At 59.4% G+C, this 22,999-nt stretch carries 18 protein-coding genes and 1 tRNA gene; 12 read left to right on the top strand and 7 right to left on the bottom strand.

What is annotated here, in order from left to right:
• Positions 1-6: 6 nt before the first annotated feature.
• The 3 genes from AC07RZ_RS05725 (at position 7) to AC07RZ_RS05735 (ending at position 5,672) form a co-directional block, all read left to right on the top strand.
• Positions 7-4,461, top strand: a complete 4,455-nt coding sequence (locus AC07RZ_RS05725; protein ID WP_494667239.1) for an EAL domain-containing protein — start codon at positions 7-9, stop codon at positions 4,459-4,461.
• Between the two features lie 344 nt (positions 4,462-4,805).
• A tRNA-Arg gene (locus AC07RZ_RS05730) sits at positions 4,806-4,882 on the top strand.
• 229 nt (positions 4,883-5,111) lie between these two features.
• Positions 5,112-5,672, top strand: coding sequence for a hypothetical protein (locus AC07RZ_RS05735; protein ID WP_494667240.1), 561 nt, complete (start codon positions 5,112-5,114; stop codon positions 5,670-5,672).
• Between the two features lie 71 nt (positions 5,673-5,743).
• Here AC07RZ_RS05735 and AC07RZ_RS05740 read toward each other — a convergent pair whose 3' ends face one another.
• The 3 genes from AC07RZ_RS05740 to AC07RZ_RS05750 form a co-directional block, all read right to left on the bottom strand.
• A complete protein-coding gene (locus tag AC07RZ_RS05740) occupies positions 5,744-7,090 on the bottom strand; it encodes a DEAD/DEAH box helicase (RefSeq protein ID WP_144736822.1) in 1,347 nt (448 codons plus the stop codon).
• A 282-nt stretch (positions 7,091-7,372) separates the two neighbouring features.
• Positions 7,373-7,840 carry a VOC family protein gene (locus AC07RZ_RS05745; RefSeq protein WP_494667241.1) on the bottom strand — a complete coding sequence of 156 codons (468 nt, stop codon included), beginning with the start codon at positions 7,838-7,840 and terminating at the stop codon, positions 7,373-7,375.
• A gap of 156 nt (positions 7,841-7,996) precedes the next feature.
• Positions 7,997-8,800: an inositol monophosphatase family protein gene (locus AC07RZ_RS05750; protein ID WP_494667242.1), complete on the bottom strand. Its 804-nt coding sequence runs from the start codon at positions 8,798-8,800 to the stop codon at positions 7,997-7,999.
• A gap of 152 nt (positions 8,801-8,952) precedes the next feature.
• Between AC07RZ_RS05750 and AC07RZ_RS05755 the strand changes: the two genes are divergently transcribed.
• Positions 8,953-9,729, top strand: coding sequence for an RNA methyltransferase (locus tag AC07RZ_RS05755; RefSeq protein ID WP_342828488.1), 777 nt, complete (start codon positions 8,953-8,955; stop codon positions 9,727-9,729).
• Here AC07RZ_RS05755 and lexA read toward each other — a convergent pair whose 3' ends face one another.
• Entirely contained in the window at positions 9,730-10,380 is a 651-nt protein-coding gene (gene lexA, locus AC07RZ_RS05760) for a transcriptional repressor LexA (protein WP_092394063.1), read from the bottom strand.
• Between the two features lie 315 nt (positions 10,381-10,695).
• Between lexA and rpsF the strand changes: the two genes are divergently transcribed.
• The 8 genes from rpsF (at position 10,696) to AC07RZ_RS05800 (ending at position 18,463) form a co-directional block, all read left to right on the top strand.
• Positions 10,696-11,064 carry a 30S ribosomal protein S6 gene (gene rpsF / locus AC07RZ_RS05765; protein WP_038488331.1) on the top strand — a complete coding sequence of 123 codons (369 nt, stop codon included), beginning with the start codon at positions 10,696-10,698 and terminating at the stop codon, positions 11,062-11,064.
• A 49-nt stretch (positions 11,065-11,113) separates the two neighbouring features.
• The gene (gene priB, locus AC07RZ_RS05770; RefSeq protein ID WP_144736814.1) at positions 11,114-11,476 is read left to right on the top strand and encodes a primosomal replication protein N; all 363 of its coding nucleotides are present in this window, start codon (positions 11,114-11,116) and stop codon (positions 11,474-11,476) included.
• On the top strand, positions 11,463-11,747 hold the full coding sequence (gene rpsR / locus AC07RZ_RS05775; RefSeq protein ID WP_014006464.1) for a 30S ribosomal protein S18: 285 nt from the start codon (positions 11,463-11,465) through the stop codon (positions 11,745-11,747). The genes priB and rpsR overlap by 14 nt, the downstream gene beginning before the upstream one ends.
• A 26-nt stretch (positions 11,748-11,773) precedes the next feature.
• The gene (rplI, locus tag AC07RZ_RS05780; protein WP_144736813.1) at positions 11,774-12,226 is read left to right on the top strand and encodes a 50S ribosomal protein L9; all 453 of its coding nucleotides are present in this window, start codon (positions 11,774-11,776) and stop codon (positions 12,224-12,226) included.
• Positions 12,227-12,343: 117 nt separating this feature from the next.
• Entirely contained in the window at positions 12,344-13,744 is a 1,401-nt protein-coding gene (locus tag AC07RZ_RS05785; protein WP_092394053.1) for a replicative DNA helicase, read from the top strand.
• 186 nt (positions 13,745-13,930) lie between these two features.
• Entirely contained in the window at positions 13,931-14,557 is a 627-nt protein-coding gene (locus tag AC07RZ_RS05790) for a DUF47 domain-containing protein (protein WP_014006461.1), read from the top strand.
• A gap of 3 nt (positions 14,558-14,560) precedes the next feature.
• Positions 14,561-15,571 (top strand): inorganic phosphate transporter, encoded by a 1,011-nt coding sequence (locus AC07RZ_RS05795; protein ID WP_144736811.1) that lies wholly within the window; start codon positions 14,561-14,563, stop codon positions 15,569-15,571.
• A 201-nt stretch (positions 15,572-15,772) separates the two neighbouring features.
• On the top strand, positions 15,773-18,463 hold the full coding sequence (locus tag AC07RZ_RS05800; RefSeq protein ID WP_494667243.1) for an autotransporter outer membrane beta-barrel domain-containing protein: 2,691 nt from the start codon (positions 15,773-15,775) through the stop codon (positions 18,461-18,463).
• Positions 18,464-18,571: 108 nt separating this feature from the next.
• Here the strand turns inward: AC07RZ_RS05800 and AC07RZ_RS05805 are convergent, their stop codons facing one another.
• The 3 genes from AC07RZ_RS05805 to AC07RZ_RS05815 form a co-directional block, all read right to left on the bottom strand.
• Positions 18,572-20,149, bottom strand: a complete 1,578-nt coding sequence (locus AC07RZ_RS05805) for a DHA2 family efflux MFS transporter permease subunit (protein ID WP_494667244.1) — start codon at positions 20,147-20,149, stop codon at positions 18,572-18,574.
• 75 nt (positions 20,150-20,224) lie between these two features.
• Positions 20,225-21,439, bottom strand: coding sequence for an HlyD family secretion protein (locus tag AC07RZ_RS05810; RefSeq protein ID WP_494667245.1), 1,215 nt, complete (start codon positions 21,437-21,439; stop codon positions 20,225-20,227).
• 40 nt (positions 21,440-21,479) lie between these two features.
• The gene (locus AC07RZ_RS05815) at positions 21,480-22,997 is read right to left on the bottom strand and encodes an efflux transporter outer membrane subunit (protein WP_494667246.1); all 1,518 of its coding nucleotides are present in this window, start codon (positions 22,995-22,997) and stop codon (positions 21,480-21,482) included.
• Between the last annotated feature and the right edge of the window lie 2 nt (positions 22,998-22,999).

Genomic DNA, 22,999 nt, shown 5'->3' on the forward strand with positions numbered 1-22,999 from the left:
CCCATCATGTTGCAATCCTACTTACGCCGCACCGGATTTCGCCGTCAACTGATGGCGATTGTCACTATCTCGATCCTGGGCCTGGCGTTGTTTTCGTCCTTGATGAATTCCTGGCAAACCAATCGCAGCGTGCGGGGTTACCTGATTGAGCAAGGGCTGCATATCGCAGAGAACCTGGCGCGTCAAAGCACCCTGGCCCTGCTTTACCATTCCGCCGACAATGTGCGTGAGGAGGTCGCTACCACGCTTGCGTTTCCTGACGTGCTCCAGGTGGAGATTACCGATACCGCTAACAAAGTTCTGCTGTTTGAAACCAAGGCAGGCAAGGTAGCCGGGCCGATTCAAGGGCCGCAGACTGGCATCGCTCCGACCAAGGCCATGCTGGAGCAGGAAAACGATAAGGAATGGCGTTTCGGCGCGCCGGTCTATCAAGGCCATGCAGCAACGTCGCCGTTCGAGCTGCAGGAAAGCAAGCCGCAGCTCCTTGGGTATGTATATATCGTGCTTGGCAAGGGAACCATGAATCACCTGGTGCTCTCTTTGCTGATGGTCAATCTGGCCATCACGCTTTCCTTCGCTCTTATCTTGCTGGGAATCATGCGCCTTTTGGCGCACAACCTGATCCGCCCCTTGAATGCCTTGTCCGAGCTGATGGGGCGCGCCGAGTCAGGCGAGTCGGGCATGCGCGCAGCGGGCGAGGGGCCGCGCGACATCATAGACATGGCCAAAGCCTTCAATAAAATGATGGCGGTACTGGAAGAGCGCGAGCTCGAATTGAAGCAGTCACGCGACCAGGCATTGCACGCAGCAATGATGAAGGCCCAGTTTGCCGCGACGGTGAGCCATGAAGTGCGTACACCGTTGAGCGGCGTGGTGGGAATGCTGGACATGCTAAGGGAAATGCGGCTCACCAAACCGCAAATGGAATGCGTCGAAGTGGCCTGGAGTTCGGCCCATACGCTGATTGACTTGATCAACGATGTCCTCGATTTCTCCAAGATAGAGGCCAACAAGCTGATATTGGAAGAAATCGATTTCAACTTGCGCAAACTGGTGGAAGAAGTCCTCGATCTGTTCGCCAAGCAGGCCCGGGAAAAAGAACTGGACCTTGGTTATCTACTGGCAGCCGACGTTCCTGATCTGATCAAAGGCGACTCCATGCGCTTGCGGCAGGTTCTCACCAACCTGGTGGGAAACGCCTTGAAATTTACCGGACATGGCGAGGTGGCTGTCCGCATTTCCCGCAGTCAGGACAGCGGCGAACATTTCGGCCTGAGGATAGAAGTAAGCGACACCGGCATCGGCATGGACCATGATGCGGCGCTCCATGTATTCGATTCTTTTGCCCAGGCCGACAGCGCCACCGCTCGCCAATACGGCGGGACCGGCCTCGGCCTGGCGATTTGCAAGCAGCTGGTGGAGCTCATGGGAGGCGGGATCGGGGTGGTCAGTGCGCCGGGCCAAGGCGCTACATTCTGGTTCACGATTGTTTGCCAGCCGGCTGAGAAGCAGGCTGCAGTTGCGCCGGAGCCGGACTTGCAAGGGATGCATGTCCTGATTGCAGCGAAAAGCGAGATCGTACGCAGGTTCCTGCTGCAAAGCCTGGCAAGTCACGGGATGCAATGCCGCATAGCCTACAGTGCCGGGGAAGCGCGGGAAGAACTGGAGCGGGCGGCGAAAACGCCATATGCGCTGATCATCACCGAATGCACGCAGGCAGAAGGCGAGGACGCGGACTTGCTGCGATATATACGCACCGCGCCGGCGCTGGCGACGGCACGTCTGCTGCTGTTGCAGCACTATGGCGCAGCGAAAGACGCACAGTTCAAGGGAGTCGATGCCTATCTGGACAAGCCGTTACGCTTGCAGCGTCTATTGGAGGCGATCCGCCAGCCGCGGCCGGACCGGCAATCAGGCGCCGCCGAAATCCTTGCCGCACAATCGCCCGGCGCACTGCCTGCCAAGGCAAAACAATACCGGGTATTGGTCGTCGATGACAATCGCACCAACCAGGTGGTGGCTACCGGCATGCTTGTCATGAGCGATTGTTTCTGCGAATGCGTCGACAACGGCTGGGCGGCGATCGAGGCCGTTCAGCGCAGCCACTTTGATCTGGTCCTGATGGATTGCAATATGCCTGAGATGGATGGATATGAGGTCACTGCGCGGATCCGCAATATCGAAGGGCCTGGGTTGCGGCACACGCCAATCGTCGCCATGACCGCCAATACCCAGAGCGGCGATGTGGAGAAATGCCTGGCGGCAGGAATGGATGATTACCTGGCAAAGCCGATCACGCTGATCGAGCTACGGCATAAGCTGGAGAAGTGGCTGATTCGCGCTGCCGGCGGCAGGTCAAAGGAATCCGAAACGGCATCGATGGCAGCCAGCCTGAGCGAGACTGAGGCCAGTCCTTTGGATCGGACTGTATTCGATAAGCTGCAGGAGATATTAGGGCCCAGCTTGCAGCAAGCGGTGACGCCCTACCTGGAAGATATGCCGCTTAACCTGGAACAGCTGGAGCAAGCCGTAAGGCAGAAAGACGCGGATGCCATCCGGTCTTTAGCCCATGCCATCAAGGGCAGCAGCGGCAACCTGGGAGCAACCAGCATGACCCAGTTGGCCAAGAAAGTGGAAGAACTGGAGCTGGCCGGGCAGATCGATGAAATCCGTCTTTTGCTGCCGCGGTTGCGTGCGGCGTTCGATGATGTCGCCGCCTTGCTTTACAGCGAGGTCTCAAGTGAAAACTATTTCAGCACAAAACCGACGGAAGGCAGCGCCTTGGTGCTTGTGGTCGATGATGACCGCAGCACCCGCAGCGCCCTGCGCTATACCTTGTTAAGAGACGGTTTCCGGGTGGCGGAGGCGGAAAACGGCGCCCAGGCGCTACGTGTCCTTAAGCGGATAAAACCAGACGTCATATTGATGGACGCCGTGATGCCAGTCATGGACGGATTTGCCGCCTGCGCCCGCATGCAAGAGATTCCCAGCCGCCAGCATATCCCGGTATTGATCATCACCGGCCTGGAAGACAACTTGTCGGTAGAGCGTGCGTTCGCCGCAGGCGCCAGCGACTATATACCGAAGCCGATCCACTTCGCGGTCCTGCCGCAGCGGGTACGCCGCATCGTCGAAGCCAATCGCGCGGAGCGGCGAGTGCGCGACCTGGCCTTCAGCGATTCGTTGACCGGCTTGCCGAACCGGGCCATGTTTTTCGATCAGTTGAAGCGCAGCATCGAGCAGGCGCAGCGGAGCGGGAACGGCGCGGCCGTGCTGTTCCTGGATTTAGATCGGTTCAAGTACGTGAACGACACGCTCGGCCACGATGTCGGCGATCAGTTGCTGATAGCTGTAGCGCGGCGCATCCAGCGCAGCGTACGCATAGTCGATTGCGTGGCCCGATTGGGCGGCGATGAGTTCACCGTCGTACTGGCGGATGTGGCAACTTCGGATACAGCCACGCTCGTTGCCCAGAAAATTTGCCAATCCCTGGCTAAACCCTTCCTGATCAGCGGCCACGGTATCGTCGTTAGCGCCAGCATCGGCATTTCGCTCTATCCTCAGGACGGTGCTGATGTCGGCACCTTGCTGCAGCATGCCGACGCCGCAATGTACCGTGCCAAGAAAGCCAACTCGGGCTTCATGTTTTTCGAAGCTTCCATGGAACACTCAATGTCCGAACACCTGTCCTTGGAAAGCGATTTGCGCGAAGCGTTGAACCGGAAGGAACTGGAGGTGTTTTATCAGCCGCAGATCCGGTGCGACACAGGTCGTATCGTCGGCGTGGAAGCGCTGGTGCGTTGGCATCATCCGACCCGAGGCATGCTGGCGCCCAAGGATTTCATCCCGCTTGCGGAAGAAACCGACCTGATCAATATGATTGGCGCCTGGGTGATGCGTACAGCATGTGTTCAGTTGCAAAGCTGGATCAAATCTGGCATGCCGGCAATGAGAATGGCTGTGAATTTTTCCGTGCGACAGTTAAGGTCCGATTTCACTGACGCTGTGGAACAGCTCCTGGTAGAAACCAGTTTGCCTCCACAGTTGCTGGAGCTGGAGATCACCGAGAGCACCCTCATGGAAAATGCCGAAAATAATTTACAGGCGCTGTATCGGCTGCATACTCTCGGAGTGCGCCTGACCATCGACGATTTCGGTACCGGCTATTCCTCGCTTGCCTACCTTAAGCGCTTTCCTGTTGATGTCGTCAAGATAGACCAGTCCTTCGTGCGTGATGTCCCCCATGACCTGGATGACGTCGCCATCATTAAAAGCATTATTGCGCTGGCGCATAGCTTGCGTCTCGAAGTGGTTGCCGAGGGAGTGGAAAACGAAGCCCAGCTTGCTTTCCTGAGAGGTAATTCATGCGATATGATGCAAGGCTATTACTTTGGAAAACCCATGGCGGCGGAGCAGTTCATGCATTTTTTCATGGAGCAAGACAGCCTTCAGCGGGCATGAACTTTTTGATTTCGAAATAGGCGCCCTAATTAAAAGAGGAGCTTTAGGCGGATAGTTTTTTTTGGATATTTTGCGCGACTTTTGCGCGAGCCTCCTATTTTCTTCCCCGCGCAGCTCTGCTATACTCCTGCGACGGGCAATAGCCAAGCCTTTGATTTATAAGACGTTCCGATTTTATTGCCTGGTTTGGGCCAGGGGTCCGAGGTTTGAATTGTTATGCTTCGACCAAAAAATAAAAAAGAGGCTGTCTTCGGACGGCTCTTTTTATTTTTTGTGCTTGAAGAGCGGCAGGCTCGGCAATGAAGCGATCTCCCGATCGGAATCAAGGCAACAGGCGCATGAATCCGGCCGTAGCTCAACTGGATAGAGCATTCGGCTTCTACCCGAAATGTTGGGGGTTCGATTCCCTCCGGCCGGACCAGTTTTAGCCTGACTTTCAACGCGGCATTCCATTGTCAAAATCCATCTTTGTAAAATTTCGTCTGCGACACGTGTTCGCGGATTTTTCCTGCCTGTTTTCTTCTCTTCAAATTTCCCCTCGATCAGCTTAGGCCCGCGCTTATTGGCTGGGCGGCGCGAGCAACATTATGATGTGTCAATGGCATCCATCCGGTGCCGCACACCGTTGCCTCTCACCGAAGGAGAATTGCATGCCTGCCATAGCCAGCTTATCCAGTAATTTACGTTTTTTCGCATGCTGCAAGATCGTGCTTGGCCGGTTCGCCGGCAGTGCGCTGGTTTGGGCCGCGGCGTTCCTGTGCGCGGCCGGCGCCTTGACGTTTTGCGCGATACCGGCGAACGCGGCCGAATATGTCGACGCCGTGCATTATCCAGGCGATGGGCAGGGCTGGGATGCCTTCCACGACCTGGAGCGGCGGCTGCATCGGGATTTCGACGATATCTGCGGCGATACCATCTGCGAAGGCGAGTTCAGCAATATGCAAGCCTTGCGCTACCGCTGCTCGGTGCGGCAGTCCGACGGCACGATGGGAGAGTGTGTGTGGGTGTTTGCGGGCAGTAACGCTGAAATCGATGCCGCCAACGGCAAGGTCGTGACCGATGCGCGCACTTGGGCCTGCCGCTCGCCGCTGGCGGCGCAGACGCCGGTAGCGTCGTTTTACAGCGCACTGGCGGGCGACAGGCCGCTCCGTGCGCCGTTGCCAGGCTCGAGCATGACGATCTTTGACGGTTTGTTTGATTGCCTGAACTGAACCGGAGAGGAGGGCGCGGCGCCGAATGTGCGATGCCGGCTGAGCCGGCATCGCACTGCCACCAGTGAGGTTTAGCGGCCGCGGCCGCCGGAGCGGCGTGGAGCCGCAGGACGCGGTGCCGCACCATTGCCGCCGCCGTGGCCGCGGGATGGTCCCTGGCCTGGCTTGACGCCAGGCGCGGCGCCTTGTGAGCGTCCACGTCCGCCGCCGCCTCCTGCGCCGCGATTGCCGCCGCCACCGCCGCTACGCAGCTGTATAGGCTGGGCGCGGGCATTTGGATCAGGTTCAAAACCGGCAACCACTTCCTTCGGCAATTCACGCTTGATCAGCTTCTCGATATCCTTCAGCATCTGGTGTTCATCCACGCACACCAGCGATACCGCTTCACCGGTAGCGCCGGCGCGGCCGGTGCGGCCGATCCGGTGGACATAGTCTTCCGGCACGTTAGGCAGGTCGTAGTTGACCACGTGCGGCAGCTGGTCGATATCGATGCCGCGTGCCGCGATGTCGGTTGCTACCAGCACCTGCAGGCTGCCGTCCTTGAATTCGGCCAGCGCGCGGGTGCGTGCCGACTGGCTCTTGTTGCCGTGGATCGCCATGCCGCTGATGCCGTCTTTTTCCAGTTGCTCGACCAGTTTGTTGGCGCCGTGCTTGGTGCGGGTAAACACCAGCACTTGCGACCATTGGTGAGTCTTGATCAAATGCGCCAGCAGCGGATGCTTGCGGTCGCGGTCGACCGGGTGGATCTTTTGCTGGATCACTTCGACCGTCGAGTTGCGGCGCGCCACTTCGATCATGGCCGGCGAGTTCAGCAGGTTGTCGGCGAGGATCTTGATCTCGTCCGAGAAGGTGGCCGAGAACAGCAGGTTCTGGCGTTTCTTCGGCAGCACGGCAAGGATCTTCTTGATGTCGCGGATAAAGCCCATGTCCAGCATGCGGTCGGCTTCGTCCAGGATCAGGATTTCCACGTGGTTCAGGTTGACGGTGCCTTGCTGCATATGGTCCAGCAGGCGGCCCGGGGTGCACACCAGGATATCGACGCCATGCTTGAGCAGCTTGATTTGCGGGTTGATGCCGACGCCGCCGAAAATCACGGCCGAGGTCAGCTTCAGGTATTTGCCGTACAGGCGCACGCTTTCTTCGACCTGGGCGGCCAGTTCGCGGGTCGGTGTCAGCACCAGCGCGCGGATCGGGCGCTGGCTGCCGACCGGGTTGGTGGCCGATGTCGACAAGCGGTGCAGCACCGGCAGCGTAAAGCCGGCGGTCTTGCCGGTGCCGGTCTGGGCGCCGGCTAGCAAATCGCCGCCTGCCAGCACTGCAGGAATGGCCTGGGTCTGGATTGGAGTAGGGGTAGTGTATCCGTGTTCGGTTACGGCACGAACGATGGCTTCGGACAAGCCGAGTTCAGAAAAAGACATGACAACTCAATAGAATAGTATCGGCCTGTCGCCTTCTGCAAGGCGCCAGTCGCAGGCAAACGGATTAGAGGAGATTGGAGTCAGCTGGGCTGGCATTTGCTTTTCAGCCCGATAACATCCTTGACAGCAGTATTTGACTGGAGAATTTGCTGTGTCGCCGCAGAGTATAACAACGGCGCGCTGCAGGCAAGCAATTCCCGCATGTTGTGGGGCCGGGGGTGATAAAAGAGCCGCTGGCGATCCGCCTGGAAATAAAGCGGACCGCACGGTGTGCAACGCGGGTCAGCTGGCTTGCTTCATGGCGGCAGCGGCGCGCTCGCGCACTTCTTCGTCCGAATAGTCGGCGATGTGCGTGCCTACGGTCCAGACGTGGCCGAACGGGTCTTTCAGGGTGCCGGAGCGGTCGCCGTAGAACTGGTCTTGCAGCGGCCGCACCTGCGTGCCGCCGGCAGCGATTGCCCGCGGGAAAACCACATCCACGTCTTCAACATAGAGCATGATGCTGACGCCAGCCCCGCCCAGTGTTTTCGGGCTGCGGATATCCATCTCAGGGAATTCGTCGGCCAGCATGACGTGGGAATCGCCGATCTTGATTTCTGCATGCCCGATTCTGTGGTCAGGCCCGTCCATGCGCATTATTTCCACTGCGTTAAAAGCTTTTTTGTAAAACGCGATTGCGTCGGCCGCGCCGTTGACAATGAGGTAGGGAGTGACGGAAGAATATCCGTCCGGAATTGGTTTGACTGCCATATTGTTCTCCTGCGAGTTGAGAAATGGTCGTTAGGGCTGTCCAATTGCGCTGTTGCGCATGCATTGTAGTCGCCCGGCCACGCAGTTGAAATGACAAAGCAGAGTTTTATGATGCTTCCGAGGCAAGGTTCCTCTTGCCCCGGAAAATTCAGGGGGTTATTTGGCGGCGTACGGCGACAGCAAGCCAACCATCTGCGCAAATACTTTCGGGCTGCCGGCCAGCACGTCGCCCTTGTACAAGTAATCGGATTCGCCGGTGAAATCGCCGACGATGCCGCCCGATTCGCTGATCAGCAGGGAGCCCGCAGCGATGTCCCAAGGCTTCAGGCCTTTTTCAAAGAAACCGTCAAGGCGGCCCGCTGCGACGTAAGCCAGGTCGAGGGCGGCGGCGCCCGGACGGCGCAGGCCGGCGCAGCTTTGCGTCATGATGCGGAACATTTTCATGTATTCATCCATGGCCGGGCCTTCGGTTTCGCGGAAAGGGAAGCCGGTGCCAATCAGGGCGTCGGCGATCTTGTCGCGCTTGCCGACGCGGATCCGCTTGTCGTTCAGGTAGGCGCCGGAACCCTTGGTGGCTGTGAACAAATCGTTGCGAGTCGGGTCGTACACGACTGCCTGGGTAATCTGGCCGCGGTGCTGCAGCGCGATCGAGACGCAGTATTGCGGGAAACCGTGGATGAAATTGGTGGTGCCGTCGAGCGGATCGATGATCCAGACGTTTTCATTATCGTCATGCAGGTTGGCGGAGGCGCCAGATTCCTCGGCCAGGATGGCGTGGTCCGGGTAGGCATTCTTCAGTACATCAATGATCGCCGCTTCCGCAGCCTGGTCGACTTCGGTGACAAAGTCGTTATGCTGCTTTTTGGTGACTTTCAGCAAATCGAGGTCGAAAGAGGCGCGCGAGATAACCTTGGCGCCATTGCGGGCGGCCTTGATGGCCGTATTGAGCATTGGATGCATGATAGTGTTCCGTTAAAATGGCGGCACTGTGCCAACCGGGAACAGAACCACCTATATGATGAATAATAATGAACGATGCGGATGTTTCAGTGAATATTTCGAAAAATAAGCAACTTTTAGTCGAAGAAATCCGCGTAATGGCGCTATTTTAAATGAACCCGGCAAAAATCAACACGTCTCTTTTCAATCGGCTGCGCTTTGTGCTGGTCGAAACCAGCAGTCCCGGCAATGTCGGTGCTGCTGCACGCGCTATCAAAACCATGGGGTTTTCCGAGCTGGTCCTGGTCAACCCGCGTTTCCCCGACGTGTTGCAGCGTGAGGAAGCGGTCGCGTTTGCCAGCGGCGCGCAGGATGTCCTGGCGGCGGCGCGGATTGTCGACAGCCTGGAGCAGGCCCTGGAAGGCTGCAACTTCGCTGCCGCCCTGAGTGCCCGCTTGCGAGAATTTTCCCCGCCCTTGATGGCGCCGCGCGCCTTGGCGGCACAGCTGGCCGGCGATGCCAGCCTGAATGCGGCCGTCATCTTCGGCAGCGAACGTTACGGGCTGCCTAACGAGATTGTCGAAAAATGCAATGTGTTGCTGAATATCCCGGCCAATCCCGAGTATTCATCGCTGAACCTGGCGCAGGCAGTGCAGGTGCTGGCGTATGAATGCCGGGTTGCAGCCAGTGAAGATGTGTCGCCGGCAAGCAGCGGAGAGATCGGTTTCCAGGGCAACGCCGCCAGCCTGACCGACATCGACGGCATGTTCGCCCATCTTGAACAAGCCTTGATAGAGATCGAATTCCTTGATCCGGCCAGCCCGAAAAAGCTGATGCCGCGCTTGAAGCGGCTGTTCTCGCGCACCCAGCTGGAAACCGAGGAGGTCAATATTTTGCGCGGCATCGCCAGCCAGATACTGACCAAACGGCGTCGCCTTGATCGTTCCTGATTAATTCCAGCTGCGCAATAGTCCGACCGCCAGGCCCTCCAGGGCGAAATCCTCTTGGCTGGATGTCACGATGATCGGCTCGAAATCAGGATTTTCCGGCAGCAGCTGGATAGTGGAGCCGGTTTTCTGGTAACGCTTGACGGTGACGTCGTCGCCCAGGCGGGCCACCACGATCTGGCCATTCCTGGCGCTGTCGGCTTTCTTGACCGCGAGCAGGTCGCCGTCCAGGATGCCGGCGTCGCGCATCGACATCCCGCGCACCTTCAGCAGGTAATCCGGTTTGGCGCTGAACAGGGCAGGGTCGACGTTGTAGCTGGCCTGGATATGTTCTTGCGCCAGGATCGGCGAGCCCGCCGCGACCCGTCCGACCAGCGGCAGGCTGAGCTGCATCAGGGCCGGGTGCGGCAAGGCCAGCTGCGTGCCCTGGCTGCGGCTGGCGCTTTCGGTCAGCCGGATTCCGCGCGAGGTGCCGGCCGAGATCACGATGGCGCCCTTGCGCGCCAGCGCCTGCAGATGTTCTTCTGCCGCATTGGCTGAGCGGAAGCCGAGTTCCGTTGCTATTTCGGCGCGCGTCGGCGGGAAGCCGGTGTTTTCGATGGCGTCCTTGATCAGATCGAGGATTTGCTGCTGACGTGCGGTCAATTTGATCATGGCGTATTTTGGTGTAAAAAAATGGTGTGGGAGTGCTTGGAAAAGCGGTAAAAAAACAGTAAAGGCAGCGCTGGCGCGCCCAACCTATGCTGTGCATAACAACAGTCTGTATTTTTGTACAGTATTTGTGCAAATGCAAGACAATTTGATGCGATTTGACCACTCTTTAGCTATTTACTTACATCCCGGCCAGGGCCAGGGTCTGAAATCATTGAGTTTTGTTGCAATTGCTAGTACTATTGCTGGTTTTCCTCTTCCCACACTCGTCTTGACGCCGAGGTGGGCGATTTTTCAATCCGTCCAAAAGGAGCTTACATGCGTCATTATGAAATCGTATTTATCGTCCATCCAGATCAAAGCGAGCAAGTGCCTGCGATGATCGAGCGCTACAAAGGCATCGTCACTACACGTGGCGGCACTGTGCATCGCGTGGAAGACTGGGGCCGCCGCCAACTGGCATACCTGATCCAGAAACTGGCTAAAGCACATTACGTCTGCCTCAACATCGAGTGCGACAGCGAAACCCTGGCTGAAATCGAAACCGGCTTCAAGTTCAATGATGCAGTGCTGCGTCATCTGACCGTCAAGCTGAAGAAGGCCGAAACCGGTCCTTCGCCAATGATGAAGGCTGTGCAGAAGGAAGATGCTGCCAAGAGCCATCGCACCGAAGCGCCGGCAGCCTGATATCAGCCGCCTACCAGCATTCATTACGTAGCCGACGAGTTCATCAGGAGTGGATCAACCCAATAATGTGTTTCAACTGGTTGCCGTAGTCGCCGAACGTGAAGTCATACGTTATACACCGGCAGGCATCCCGATCGTATCTGCGATATTGCAGCACCGCTCGGAACCGATTGAAGCAGGCATCAAGCGCTTGATCGAATTCGAAATTGCCGCGCTAGCCGTCGGCGAGATTTCGGGAAGGTTCAGCAAGGCGCAATTGGGCGAGACATTCTGGTTTACGGGATTCATGGCACGCAAGAGCCGCAACGGTAGAAGCCTGGTATTTCACATCACGGATTTCGCTGCAACCGAAATTGCAGATGAATCAATTAGTCAAAATTTAGATACAGGAGCCAAAAATGGCATTCGGTAAAAAGTTCGATAAAAGCAAACTGAAAAACAAGCGTCAACAACAAAACCCGCTGTTCAAGCGCAAGAAATTCTGCCGTTTCACCGCTGCACACGTTGCCAGCGTTGACTACAAAGATATCGACACGCTGAAGGATTTTGTTCAGGAAAACGGCAAGATCATGCCAGCACGTCTGACCGGCACCAAGGCAATCTACCAACGTCAAGTGGACACCGCGATCAAGCGCGCGCGTTTCCTGGCGCTGCTGCCGTACACCGATCTGCACAACGCTTAATTGACGACTTGAAATAGGAGAAAAACATGCAAGTCATTCTGTTGGAAAAAGTCGTTAATCTCGGCAATCTGGGTGAAGTTGTTCGCGTCAAGGACGGTTACGCACGTAACTTCCTGATTCCGCAACGTATGGCACGTCGTGCTACAACTACTGCCATCGCTGAATTCGAAGCGAAGCGCGCCGACCTGGAAAAAGCTGCCGCCGCCAAGCTGGCTGCCGCTCAAGTCCAGGGCGAAAAACTGAACGGCCTGACCGTGCAGATTTCGCAAAAATCGGGTGTTGACGGCCGTCTGTTCGGTTCCGTGACCAACTTCGACATCGCTGAAGCGTTGACCAAGCAAGGTTTCGCAGTCGAAAAAGCACAAGTTCGTTTGCCTATCGGTCCTCTGAAGACCACCGGCGAGCACGCTGTTGCGGTTGCCCTGCATACCGACGTCGTAGTCGACATCGTTATCGCCGTGATCGGCGAGCACGTTTGATACGTTGCCTGGAATAGTTGTTGTAGTGTTAAAAAGCCGGGTTTTCCCGGCTTTTTTTATGTCCTTTTTCTGGACGCGATGGCAAGACCGATATCAGAAACGGGTATAATTCGCGCCATGAAAGCACCTTCCAAAGCACCGTCCGATCCGCAGTTAGATTCTCTCCGCGTACCCCCCCATTCCATCGAAGCAGAACAATCCGTTTTAGGCGGACTGCTGCTGGATAACGCGGCCTGGGACAAGATCGCCGACTTTGTGAACGCCGACGATTTCTATCGGTACGACCACCGCATCATCTTCCAGCACATGGTCAAGCTGATCAACGGCAGCAAGCCTGCCGACGTGATCACTGTCTATGAATCGCTGAGCGGCACCGGCAAGGCTGAAGAGGTCGGCGGCCTGAGCTACCTCAACGCGCTGGCCCAGAATACGCCGTCCGCCGCCAATATCCGCCGCTACGCCGAGATCGTGCGCGACCGCGGCGTGCTGCGCAAATTGATCACCGTCGCCGACGAGATTTCCGGCCAGGCCTTCAGCCCGCAGGGCAAGGAAGTCAAGCAGATGCTGGACGAGGCCGAATCGAAGATCTTCGCGATCGCCGAGGAAGGCGCGCGCGGCGCCCAAGGGTTCCAGGAAATCCAGCCTTTGCTGACGCAAGTTGTGGAGCGCATCGACGAACTCTACAACCGCGACAACCAGAGCGACATCACCGGCGTCTCGACCGGCTTCATCGATCTCGACAAGATGACTTCCGGCCTGCAAAAGGGCGACCTGGTCATCGTGGCCGGACGGCCGTCGATGGGCAAGACCGCATTCTCTGTGAATATCGGCGAAAACGTCGCGCTCGACAGCGGCTTGCCGGTAGCGATCTTTTCGATGGAAATGGGCGGCACCCAGCTCGCCATGCGTATGCTGGGTTCGGTCGGCAAGCTCGACCAGCACCGCTTGCGCACCGGCCGCCTGAACGACGAAGACTGGCCGCGCCTGACGCATGCGATCCAGAAGATGAACGACGCCCAGCTGTTCATCGATGAAACCCCGGCTCTGAGTTCGATCGAGCTGCGCGCCCGCGCGCGCCGCCTGTCGCGCCAATGCGGCACGCTGGGCCTGATCATCATCGATTACCTGCAGCTGATGTCAGCCAACAACGCCGGCGAAAACCGTGCGACCGAAATTTCTGAAATCTCGCGTAACCTGAAGGGCCTGGCGAAAGAGCTGCAGTGCCCGGTGATCGCGCTGTCGCAGCTGAACCGTTCTCTGGAGCAGCGTCCCAACAAGCGTCCCGTGATGTCGGACTTGCGCGAATCCGGCGCTATCGAGCAGGATGCCGACGTCATCCTGTTCATCTACCGCGACGAGGTGTACAACCCCGATTCGCAAGAAAAGGGCACCGCCGAAATCATTATCGGCAAGCAGCGTAACGGCCCGATCGGCAGCGTCCGGCTGAGTTTCCTCGGCCAATACACTAAATTCGACAATTACGTTGGTAATCTGGATGCGCCGTACGGCGGCGACTGACCGCCGTTTCCATTTTTTGTTGCAGTAATGCGAAACAGGTAAAACCAGCTTAACAACGTTTGGGCGAGCCTGATATATTTCAGTTTCGTGACATTTGTTTGCTTTAAATCAATATATTCGGCAGATAATAGTTAGTAAGTAGCGCAGTAAGTAGATTCAGCTTAACCCTCAGAAGAGAGAATAAACATGTTTGGACGATTGATGCCCACCGAGGGCAAATTCTTTGAGCTCTTTAACCAGCACGCAGAGTTATGCGTCAAGGGCGCCAAGGAAATGGTGGCGTTGATGACTAATTTCGACGATCTGGAAATCCGCGTGCACGCTATCGAAGGCATTGAGAAGCAGGCCGACCAGGTCACCCATCATGCGATCGACATGCTGCACAAGACTTTCATCACGCCTATCGATCGCGACGATATCCATCAGCTGATCACGCGCATGGACGACATCCTGGATTTGCTGGAAGACGCGGCGCAGACCATTTCCCTGTACGACATCAAGGCCATCACGCCGGAAGCCAAGCGCCTGGCCGAGCTGTGCCTGGGTTGCGCGGAAAAGGTCAAGGCAGCGGTGGGCCTGCTGCACAACATGGACAACTCGCGTGAAATCCTGGCCATCTGCGTCGAGATCGACCGCCTGGAATCGGATGCCGACCACGTGATGCGCGCCGCCATGTCGAAGCTGTTCCGCGACGAACCGGACGTGCGCACCCTGATCAAGCTGAAAGCCATTTACGAGTTGCTGGAAACGGTAACGGACCGTTGCGAAGATGTCGCCAACATCATCGAAGGCATCATCGTAGAAAACGCCTGATCCATGCACACTCTTCAAATCAGTATCTACGTTCTCGTTTTCCTCATTGCACTGGCGCTGGTATTCGATTTCATGAACGGCTTCCATGATGCCGCCAACGCTATCGCTACCGTGGTTTCCACCGGCGTCCTGAAGCCGCAGCAGGCAGTCGCCATGGCAGCCCTGTTCAATTTCATTGCGATCGCGGTATTCCAGCTGCATGTGGCCGCCACGGTGGGCAAGGGCACCATCGATCCGAATGTGGTCGACCATTACGTCGTGTTCGGCGCGCTGGTCGGCGCCATCTGCTGGAACATCCTGACCTGGTACTACGGCATTCCGTCGTCGTCTTCGCACGCCTTGATCGGCGGCCTGGTCGGCGCCGCGGTAGCCAAGGCCGGCACCGGTTCGCTGATCTCGGCGGGCCTGATCAAGACGATTGCGTTCATCGTCCTGTCGCCGCTGCTGGGTTTCGTGTTCGGCTCGATCATGATGGTGCTGGTGTCGTGGATCTTCGTGCGCTCCACGCCGCGCAAGGTCGACAAATGGTTCCGCCGCCTGCAGCTGGTGTCAGCCTCGATGTACAGCCTGGGCCACGGCGGCAACGATGCGCAAAAGACCATCGGCATCATCTGGATGCTGCTGATCGCCACCGGCTTTTCGCAGCAGAGCGATACGCTGCCGCCTTGGTGGGTGATCATTTCCTGCTATAGCGCGATCAGCCTGGGCACCTTGTTCGGCGGCTGGCGCATCGTCAAGACCATGGGCCAGAAGATCACCAAGCTGAAGCCGGTGGGCGGCTTTTGCGCCGAAACCGGCGGCGCCATCACCTTGTTCCTGGCGACCATGCTGGGCGTTCCTGTCTCGACCACCCACACCATCACCGGCGCCATCGTCGGCGTCGGCGCGGCGCGCCGGGTCTCCGCGGTGCGCTGGGGAGTGGCTGGAAATATCGTCTGGGCCTGGGTGCTGACGATCCCGGCGTCGGCCTTCATGGCCGCGATTGCCTGGTGGATAGGCAGGCACATCTTGTAAGAAATTTTGCAAGAGAAAGTGGAAAAGGGCGATGCAGCGGGATTGTGCATCGCTTTTTTTACGCTTGATAGGGATATTTTTTGTGTACGTTTGCCTGGTTGCCATGGTCTTCCATAGCTACTACAATAATTTCCGCGGGGAAATCAATGGTAGTTTGACTACAATAAGCACATGCATTGTGCACTGACTGAGGAGCGGACCATGCAGCGAGCACTCAAGAAAAGCATGAATGGTGTTGTCATCGCATTTGCCGGAACCTTGATTACCCAGGCGCACGCTGCCTGCAGCAGCAATGCGCCTGCCAGCGGCGTTTCGGTAAGCTGTTCCGGCGCCGTCGCCACACCGGTTGCGGCGCAGGCCGGCAGCACCGGCGTGACGGTCACGCTGGATTCCAGCGTAGTGGCCAATATTCCGCGCAGCGCCAGCCCGGTCGGTTTTCAGGTGGATACCTCGAGCACGGTCAGCAACAGCGGCAGCATTACCCTGACCGGCGGCGGCGGCACCGGCGGCAACCGCGGCGCCGCGCTGCTCGGCTTGAACAATAACAACCAGCTGACCAACGGCGCCCAGGCCAGCATCAGCACCACCGGCGCCTTCAACGACGGTATGGCCGCCAACGGCAGCGGCAACACGCTGATCAACCAAGGCACCATTTCCACCACCGGCCCCAACGCATTCGGCATATCCGCCGCCTGGGGCCAGACCAATCTTGGCCAGTTGAACAACACCATCAGCAACTCAGGGACGATTGCCACCGCGGGCAGCAACGCCCGCGCCATCTCCATCCTCGGCGGTAGCGGTGCGGTGACCAACAGCGGCAGCCTGTCAACCAGCGGCGCCAGCAGTCCTACCGTGTACATGCAGGGCAATAACGACAAGCTCGTCAACAGCGGCACGATCAACGCTTCAGGCACCGGTTCCGACGCGGTGTTTTCCAATACCGTGGGCTCCAGTTTTACCGCCAGCATCGAGAACCAGGCCGGCGGCCAGATCATCAGCCAGCAGGGCGCGGCGGTGCGCACTCTCAACGGCAGCAGCACCGTCATCAATGCCGGCCTGTTGCAGAGCGGCTCCGGCACGGCGATTTCGATGGGCACCGGCGTCAATACGCTGATATTGAGAACCGGTTCGGTGATCAACGGCGCTGCCAATGGCGGCGGCAACGCCGGCAGCGGCGTAGTGCTGCAGGGATCGGGCACGGCCTCGAATGCATTTACGAATTTTGCCAGCTTGCAGGCGCAGGGCGACAGCTGGACCTGGAGCGGCAACGGCGTTTTCACTACTGCGCAAATCCAGAGCGGCCTCTTCAATCTCACCGGCAGCCTGGGTGGAGCAACCACCGTCGCCTCCGGAGCAACCCTGGCCGGCAACGGCGGCACGATTGCCGGCAACCTGCTGAACCAGGGCACCCTGCATCCTGGCGCCGGCGACGGCAGCGGCGGCCTGACCGTGACGGGAAATTTCACCCATGCGGCAAATGGCATATTCCAGACCGAGGCGTCGCCGGTGTCCGCCGGTTTGCTGACTGTAGGCGGCACTGCCAGCCTGCAAGGCGGAACCGTGAATGCGGCCATGCTGCCGGGTTCTTATCCTGACCAGGTCCGGCTGCCGATTGTCACCGCCGCGGGTGGCGTCACCGGTACTTTCGGCCAGCTGCAAGCGAACGCAACGGCGCTGCTGACGCCAACGCTGGCGTATGACAACGGCAATGCCTACCTGGTGATTACCCGTGCGCCGATCGCGACGGTGGTCACCAGCGGCAACAATGCCGCGATCGGGCAAGCCATCGACGCCAGCCGGCCCCAGGCCACGCCCCAGGAACCGGCGCCGCCCGCAGTGACGCCAGCCGGCGTGCCGGTAGCCACGGGTGCGCTGGCGGAGACGGTCAATACCCTCAACTTGCTGGATAAAGCCGCGTTGCAGGCTACCGTAGGCAGCCTCACCGGCGGCGTCCATGCTACCTTCTCGCAACTCGCCCTGCGTGAAAACGACCTGTTCGGCCGCGCGCTGTCGATGCGCCTGGACGCCCAGCGCGAGGGCGCGCGCAAGGCTGGCGACAACGGCGCATGGGTGCGGCCCTACGGCTCTTTCGGTAAATTGAGCGCTACCGCGGACACCTCCGGCGCGAGTTACCGGATCGGCGGCATCAGCGCCGGCGCCGACCGTGCGGTCAGTAACGATTGGATAGTCGGCGCCGGCTTCGATTATGCCCACCTGAACGCCGATTTCGACGATTACAACGGCAACGGCAAGCTCGACAGCTACAAGATAGGCGCCTATGCCAGTTACGCTCCAGGCCCGCTGTATGTCGACGCGATCGCCAGTTACGCGCTACAGCGTACCGACATCCAGCGCGACGTGCTGACCGGAACCGGCTCCACGCTGCGCGCCAAGAGTTCCTATGACGGCCAGCAGGCAAGCGCCTACGGCGAACTGGGCTATCGCGCCAAACTGAACGAACGTTTTGTCCTGCAGCCGTTCACGGCCTTGCATTACACGCGCTTGCGCCAGGACGGCTTCACCGAAACCGATGCCGAGAACCTGGGATTGTCCACCCGCAGCACTACCTTGAACAGCTTGCGCAGCAGCCTTGGCATCAAGGCCAGCCAGGACCTGCCGCTGTCCACGGGGTTCATGACGTTCGGCGCGCAGCTGCGCTGGATGCATGAGTTCATGGACGCCCAGGCGCAATACCAGGCGACCCTGATTGGCGCCCCGGGCAGCGATTTCACGGTGAAGGGCGTGGACCTGGGACGCGATGCGGTGCTGGCAGGGCTGAGCCTGTCGTACGCCGCTTCGACGCGCATGAACCTGTTCGCCGACTACGACTACCAGGCGGAATCGCATAACCGTGTGAACCGGGTCACTCTCGGTTTGCGTTATCTCTGGTGAACCCGGTTCAACAGTTTGGCGCGCTGCGGTAAGCAAGATTTGCGCATAAAAAAAGAGCGATGCCGTCTCAACGACGGTATCGCTCTTTTCACAACTGCATCCGGTCCTTTAGTGGGCGCCGCCAGCGTCGGCCGGCACACTGGAGCGCGAAGGCTTGGTCAGCCACACCAGCGCGATCAGCATCAGGAACAAGACCGCCGAGATCCAGAAAATATCGGTGGCGCCCTGGGTCGCGGCTTTCACCGTAATCAGGCGCTCGACAGTGGCCCAGGCCGCGGGTTCCGACATGCCTTGGGCGGTCAGGTTATGCACCGCTTCGGTGAATGCCGGGCTGTGCGGACCGCTGAATTCGGTCAGCTGCGAATGGTGCAGGGACGTGCGGCGGTCCCAGAAGGTGCTGGTGATCGAGGTGCCCATGCCGCCGAACATGATCCGCACGAAATTGGACAAGCCGGCCGCCGACGGCATCTTTTCCGGCGGCTGGCCGGACAGGATGATGGAGGTCAGCGGAATGAAGAACATCGCCATCGCCGCGCCCTGGATCACGGTAGGGATCATCAGCGTGAAGGTGTCGACGTTTTCAGTGAACTGCGAGCGCAGGAAAAACACTACCGCGAAGATCAGGAACGCCGTGCTGGCGACCCAGCGGGCATCCACCTTCGGCAATATCTTCCCGATGAACGGCGACAGGATGATGGCAAAGATCCCGACCGGCGCCATCACTTCGCCCGCCAGCGTCGCCGTATACCCCAGCGTGGTCTGCAGCCACAGCGGCAGGATCACCAGGCCGCCGAACATCAGGCCGTAGCCGACCGAAATCGCGATCACGCCGCCGCTGAAATTGCGGCCCTTGAACAAGGTCAGGTCGACCACCGGATGATCGTCGCCCAGTTCCCAGATCACGAAATAAATGAAGGCAACCAGCGCGATTGCGCCCAGTATCACGATGGTCGAGGAATTGAACCAGTCGAGCTCCTTGCCCTTGTCCAGCATGATCTGCAGCGAACCGACCCAGATCACCAGCAGGCCGAGGCCGATTTTATCGATCGGCAGCTTATAGACTGCCGACTCGCGCTTGTGATAGATCGACCAGGTGGCCCAGGCGGCAAATACGCCAACCGGGATGTTGATGTAGAAAATCCACGGCCAGGTGTAGTTGTCCGAAATCCAGCCGCCCAGCAGCGGCCCCATGACCGGCGCCACCAGTGTCGTCATGCCCCAGAAGGCCAGGGCCATGCCGCTCTTGGAGGGTGGGTAGCTGGAGAGCAGCAGCGACTGCGACAAGGGAATCATCGGTCCTGCCACCGCGCCTTGCAGCACGCGCGCGGCAATCAGCACTTCCATGCTGGGAGCCAGGCCGCACAATATGGAGGACAGCACGAACAGGATGATCGACGTGACGAACAGGCGCACCTGGCCGAAGCGCTGGGTCAGCCAGCCGGTCAGCGGCACCGAGATAGCGTTGGCGACGGCAAACGAAGTGATGACCCAGGTGCCTTGCTGCGGCGATACGCCCAGGTCGCCCGAGATGGCCGGGATGGAAACGTTGGCGATAGAAGAATCGAGCACGTTCATGAACACGGCTAGCGATAACGCCACCGTGCCCATGACAAGTTTGCCGCCGGTCAGCGGCGGCAGTGGTTGCGATGGCGGCCGCGCGGGCATCGCTGGTTTTGGGGAACTCATGAAGGCATTCCGGTAAGGGTTCGCGCGCCGGAGGCCGCCGCGACGACGGCATCCGGCAGGGCAGGCGGCAGCAGCTTAGCGTGCAGCAGCTGCATTGTTATTGGCGGCGATGATGCTGGCGATACGTGCATCGGCTTCCTGGCCGCTCTTGTCGAAGACGTCGGTGGTGTAAGCCGGCGTCGTACGCGCTGTGCCTGCGGTCAGCGAGGTGCCTTCGGTCTGGGCGATGTCGACCGTGGCGTCCATCGATACGCCGATGCGCAGCGGATGGGTTTCAAGATCCTTCGGGTCAAGCGAAATCCGCACCGGGATCCGCTGCACGATCTTGATCCAGTTGCCGCTGGCGTTTTGTGCCGGCAGCAGCGCGAAAGCAGAGCCGGTGCCGGCCGCCAGGCCGACCACCTTGCCGTGGTATTCGATCTTCGAACCGTACAGGTCCGATTTCAAGGACACCGGCTGGCCGATGCGCATGTTGTTGATCTGCACTTCCTTGAAATTGGCGTCAACCCACAGTGCGTTCAGCGGCACGATCGACAGCAGCGGCGTGCCGGCGGCGACGCGCTGGCCGACCTGCACCGAGCGTTTGGCGACGTAGCCGGTGGTCGGCGCCAGCAAAGTGGTGCGGGCCAGGTTGATATAGGCATTGCGCACCTGGGCGGCAGCGTTTTGCACATTCGGATGCTGTTCGACCGAAGTGCGGTCGGTCAACACGCGGTTCGACGCCAGCTGTTCGCGCGCGGCCTGCAATGCAGCTTCGGCGCCTTGCACCGCGACCTTGGCGTGATCCAGTTCTTCCTTGGAGACGGCGCCGGTGCTGATCAGCTGCTGGCGGCGCGCCAGGTCGGAACGGGCACGGTCCAGTTCAGAAGTACGGGCGGTGACGTTGGAAACCAGGGCGTTGTTGTTGACGAACAGCGTGCGCACCTGACGCACGGTTTGCGCCAGCTGGGCTTCCGCCTGGTCCAGCGCAACCTTGGCGTCGGCCTTGTCCAGCTCCACCAGCGGTTTGCCGGCTTGCACCAGTTCGGTATCGTCGGTATTGATCGCCAATACCGTGCCGCCTACCTGCGGCGTGACTTGCACCACGTTGCCGCCGACATACGCGTCGTCGGTGTTTTCGTAGTGGCGGGCATAGATGAACCACCAGATGCCATAAGCGATCAGGACGATGATGAGGGCGATGGTGACGCCGATCAGCAGGCTGCGGCGTTTGCCGTTGCCATTGGCGGCCGGGGCCGGGGCAGCGGCAGCTGGGGACGGATTTTCTGGGGTTTGATTTGGTGTGGTCATGATGCGGGTTTCGCAATAAGTGAACGGTTTATTTGATGGATCAGTTAGCTGCGTTTGCTTGCGGGCTGGCGGTGCCTGTGCTTGCTTCGGCCGGATTGAGTCCTTCGGCCGCGGCGTCAAAGCCGCCGCCCAGCGACTTGATCAGGTTGACGCGCAGGTCCGCCCTGCGGGCGCGCGTATCGAGCTCAAGCTTGCGCTGCGCCAGCCAGGAAATCTGGGTGCTTACCACCTGCAGCATGTTGGCGGTGCCCACCTGCTGCCGCTGTTCAGCCAGTTTCATGCCGCGCTCGGCGGCATCTACCGCAGCCTGCTGGTTCTTGCCCTGGGTTTCCGCCGCCTGCAGCGACTGCACGCTGTCGGCTACTTCATGGAACGCATCGTTCAAGGCCTGGTTGTAAGTCGCCACGGCGCCGTCATAAGCGGCGACCCGGCCCTTGAGCTGGGCGCGCAACGCGCCGCCTTCAAAGATCGGCAGGTGGATCGCGGGGCCGATGCCGACCACCTTGCTGCTGTGGTTCAGGAATTGCGAAAAGCTGAGGCTGGAAAAACCGGCCATGGCCGACAGGTTGATATCCGGGTAGAACTCGGTCTTGGCAACCTTGATGTCGCTCTGCGCAGCTTCTACCTGCCAGCGGGCGGCGACCACGTCCGGACGACGTCCGAGCAGGCCGAGCGGCAGCTGGTCTGGCAGGGCGATGGCGGCGTCCGCCGGCAATGCCGGAGGCGCGATTTTCAGGCCGCGGTCAGGACCTTGGCCCATCAGCGCGGCGATCTGGTTGCGGGTCAGTGCGATCGCTTCTTGCCATTGCGCCTGTTCTGCGCGCAAGCCGGCTACCTGCTGGCGGCTTTGCTGGTTGTCGCTTTGGGTGTCAAGGCCGGCGGCGAAGCGCTGCTGGGTCAGCTTGTCGAGCTTGTCGCGCAGCACCAGCTGCTGGTTGGTCAGGTCCAGTTGCGCGTACTGGCGTCCCAGCTGCAGCCAGGCTTTCGAGATGCCGGCGGTCAGCGCCAGGCGCGCCGCATAATGCTCAGCTTCCGCGGCCTTGCTTTGCGAAATGGCCGAGCGCAGCTGCGCGCTGTGCTTGCCCCAGAAATCCAGGTCGTAAGTGAAATTCAGCGCGGTTTCATAATCCGTCACATACATGCCGCCGAACGGCGGCGGATAAATGCTGTTCTCGGAAAACCGTTCGCGGGTGGCCGACAGGCTGGCTCCGACTTGCGGCTTGCTGGTGGCGCCGGCTGCCTCGACCATGGCGCGTGCGGCGCCGATGCGGGCTGCAGCGGCCTGCAGGTTGGGATTGCCCGCCAGCGCTTCATCCACCAGCTGCTGCAGCTGGCTGCCGCCGATCGTGTTTACCCAAGAGCTGGCCGGCCATAAACCGCCTTGTCCCGGCAGGGAAGCGGAGGAGGCGTAGTCGTCCGGGTTGTTGGTGCTGGCGGTGCTATGGATGCCGCTGAAGTTGGCGCATGCCGCCAGCAATAGTACGGCGGCGCTGATCACAAGACGCTGGGCGCCGAGTTTCGGCAGGTTGCGTCGGGCTGAAGATGGAAGAGAGTTCATGT

The organism is Collimonas sp. GW821-FHT07E08 (assembly GCF_059418905.1).

Coding starts and splice junctions, on each gene's coding strand:
- AC07RZ_RS05725 (WP_494667239.1), top strand. CDS start 7: ATGTTGCAATCCTACTTACGCCGCACCGGATTTCGCCGTCAACTGATG.
- AC07RZ_RS05805 (WP_494667244.1), bottom strand. CDS start 20,149: ATGAGTTCCCCAAAACCAGCGATGCCCGCGCGGCCGCCATCGCAACCA.
- lexA (WP_092394063.1), bottom strand. CDS start 10,380: ATGATCAAATTGACCGCACGTCAGCAGCAAATCCTCGATCTGATCAAG.
- AC07RZ_RS05785 (WP_092394053.1), top strand. CDS start 12,344: ATGAAAGCACCTTCCAAAGCACCGTCCGATCCGCAGTTAGATTCTCTC.
- rplI (WP_144736813.1), top strand. CDS start 11,774: ATGCAAGTCATTCTGTTGGAAAAAGTCGTTAATCTCGGCAATCTGGGT.
- AC07RZ_RS05750 (WP_494667242.1), bottom strand. CDS start 8,800: ATGCATCCAATGCTCAATACGGCCATCAAGGCCGCCCGCAATGGCGCC.
- AC07RZ_RS05795 (WP_144736811.1), top strand. CDS start 14,561: ATGCACACTCTTCAAATCAGTATCTACGTTCTCGTTTTCCTCATTGCA.
- AC07RZ_RS05745 (WP_494667241.1), bottom strand. CDS start 7,840: ATGGCAGTCAAACCAATTCCGGACGGATATTCTTCCGTCACTCCCTAC.
- rpsR (WP_014006464.1), top strand. CDS start 11,463: ATGGCATTCGGTAAAAAGTTCGATAAAAGCAAACTGAAAAACAAGCGT.
- AC07RZ_RS05740 (WP_144736822.1), bottom strand. CDS start 7,090: ATGTCTTTTTCTGAACTCGGCTTGTCCGAAGCCATCGTTCGTGCCGTA.
- AC07RZ_RS05810 (WP_494667245.1), bottom strand. CDS start 21,439: ATGACCACACCAAATCAAACCCCAGAAAATCCGTCCCCAGCTGCCGCT.
- AC07RZ_RS05755 (WP_342828488.1), top strand. CDS start 8,953: ATGAACCCGGCAAAAATCAACACGTCTCTTTTCAATCGGCTGCGCTTT.
- AC07RZ_RS05735 (WP_494667240.1), top strand. CDS start 5,112: ATGCCTGCCATAGCCAGCTTATCCAGTAATTTACGTTTTTTCGCATGC.
- rpsF (WP_038488331.1), top strand. CDS start 10,696: ATGCGTCATTATGAAATCGTATTTATCGTCCATCCAGATCAAAGCGAG.
- AC07RZ_RS05815 (WP_494667246.1), bottom strand. CDS start 22,997: ATGAACTCTCTTCCATCTTCAGCCCGACGCAACCTGCCGAAACTCGGC.
- AC07RZ_RS05800 (WP_494667243.1), top strand. CDS start 15,773: ATGCAGCGAGCACTCAAGAAAAGCATGAATGGTGTTGTCATCGCATTT.
- AC07RZ_RS05790 (WP_014006461.1), top strand. CDS start 13,931: ATGTTTGGACGATTGATGCCCACCGAGGGCAAATTCTTTGAGCTCTTT.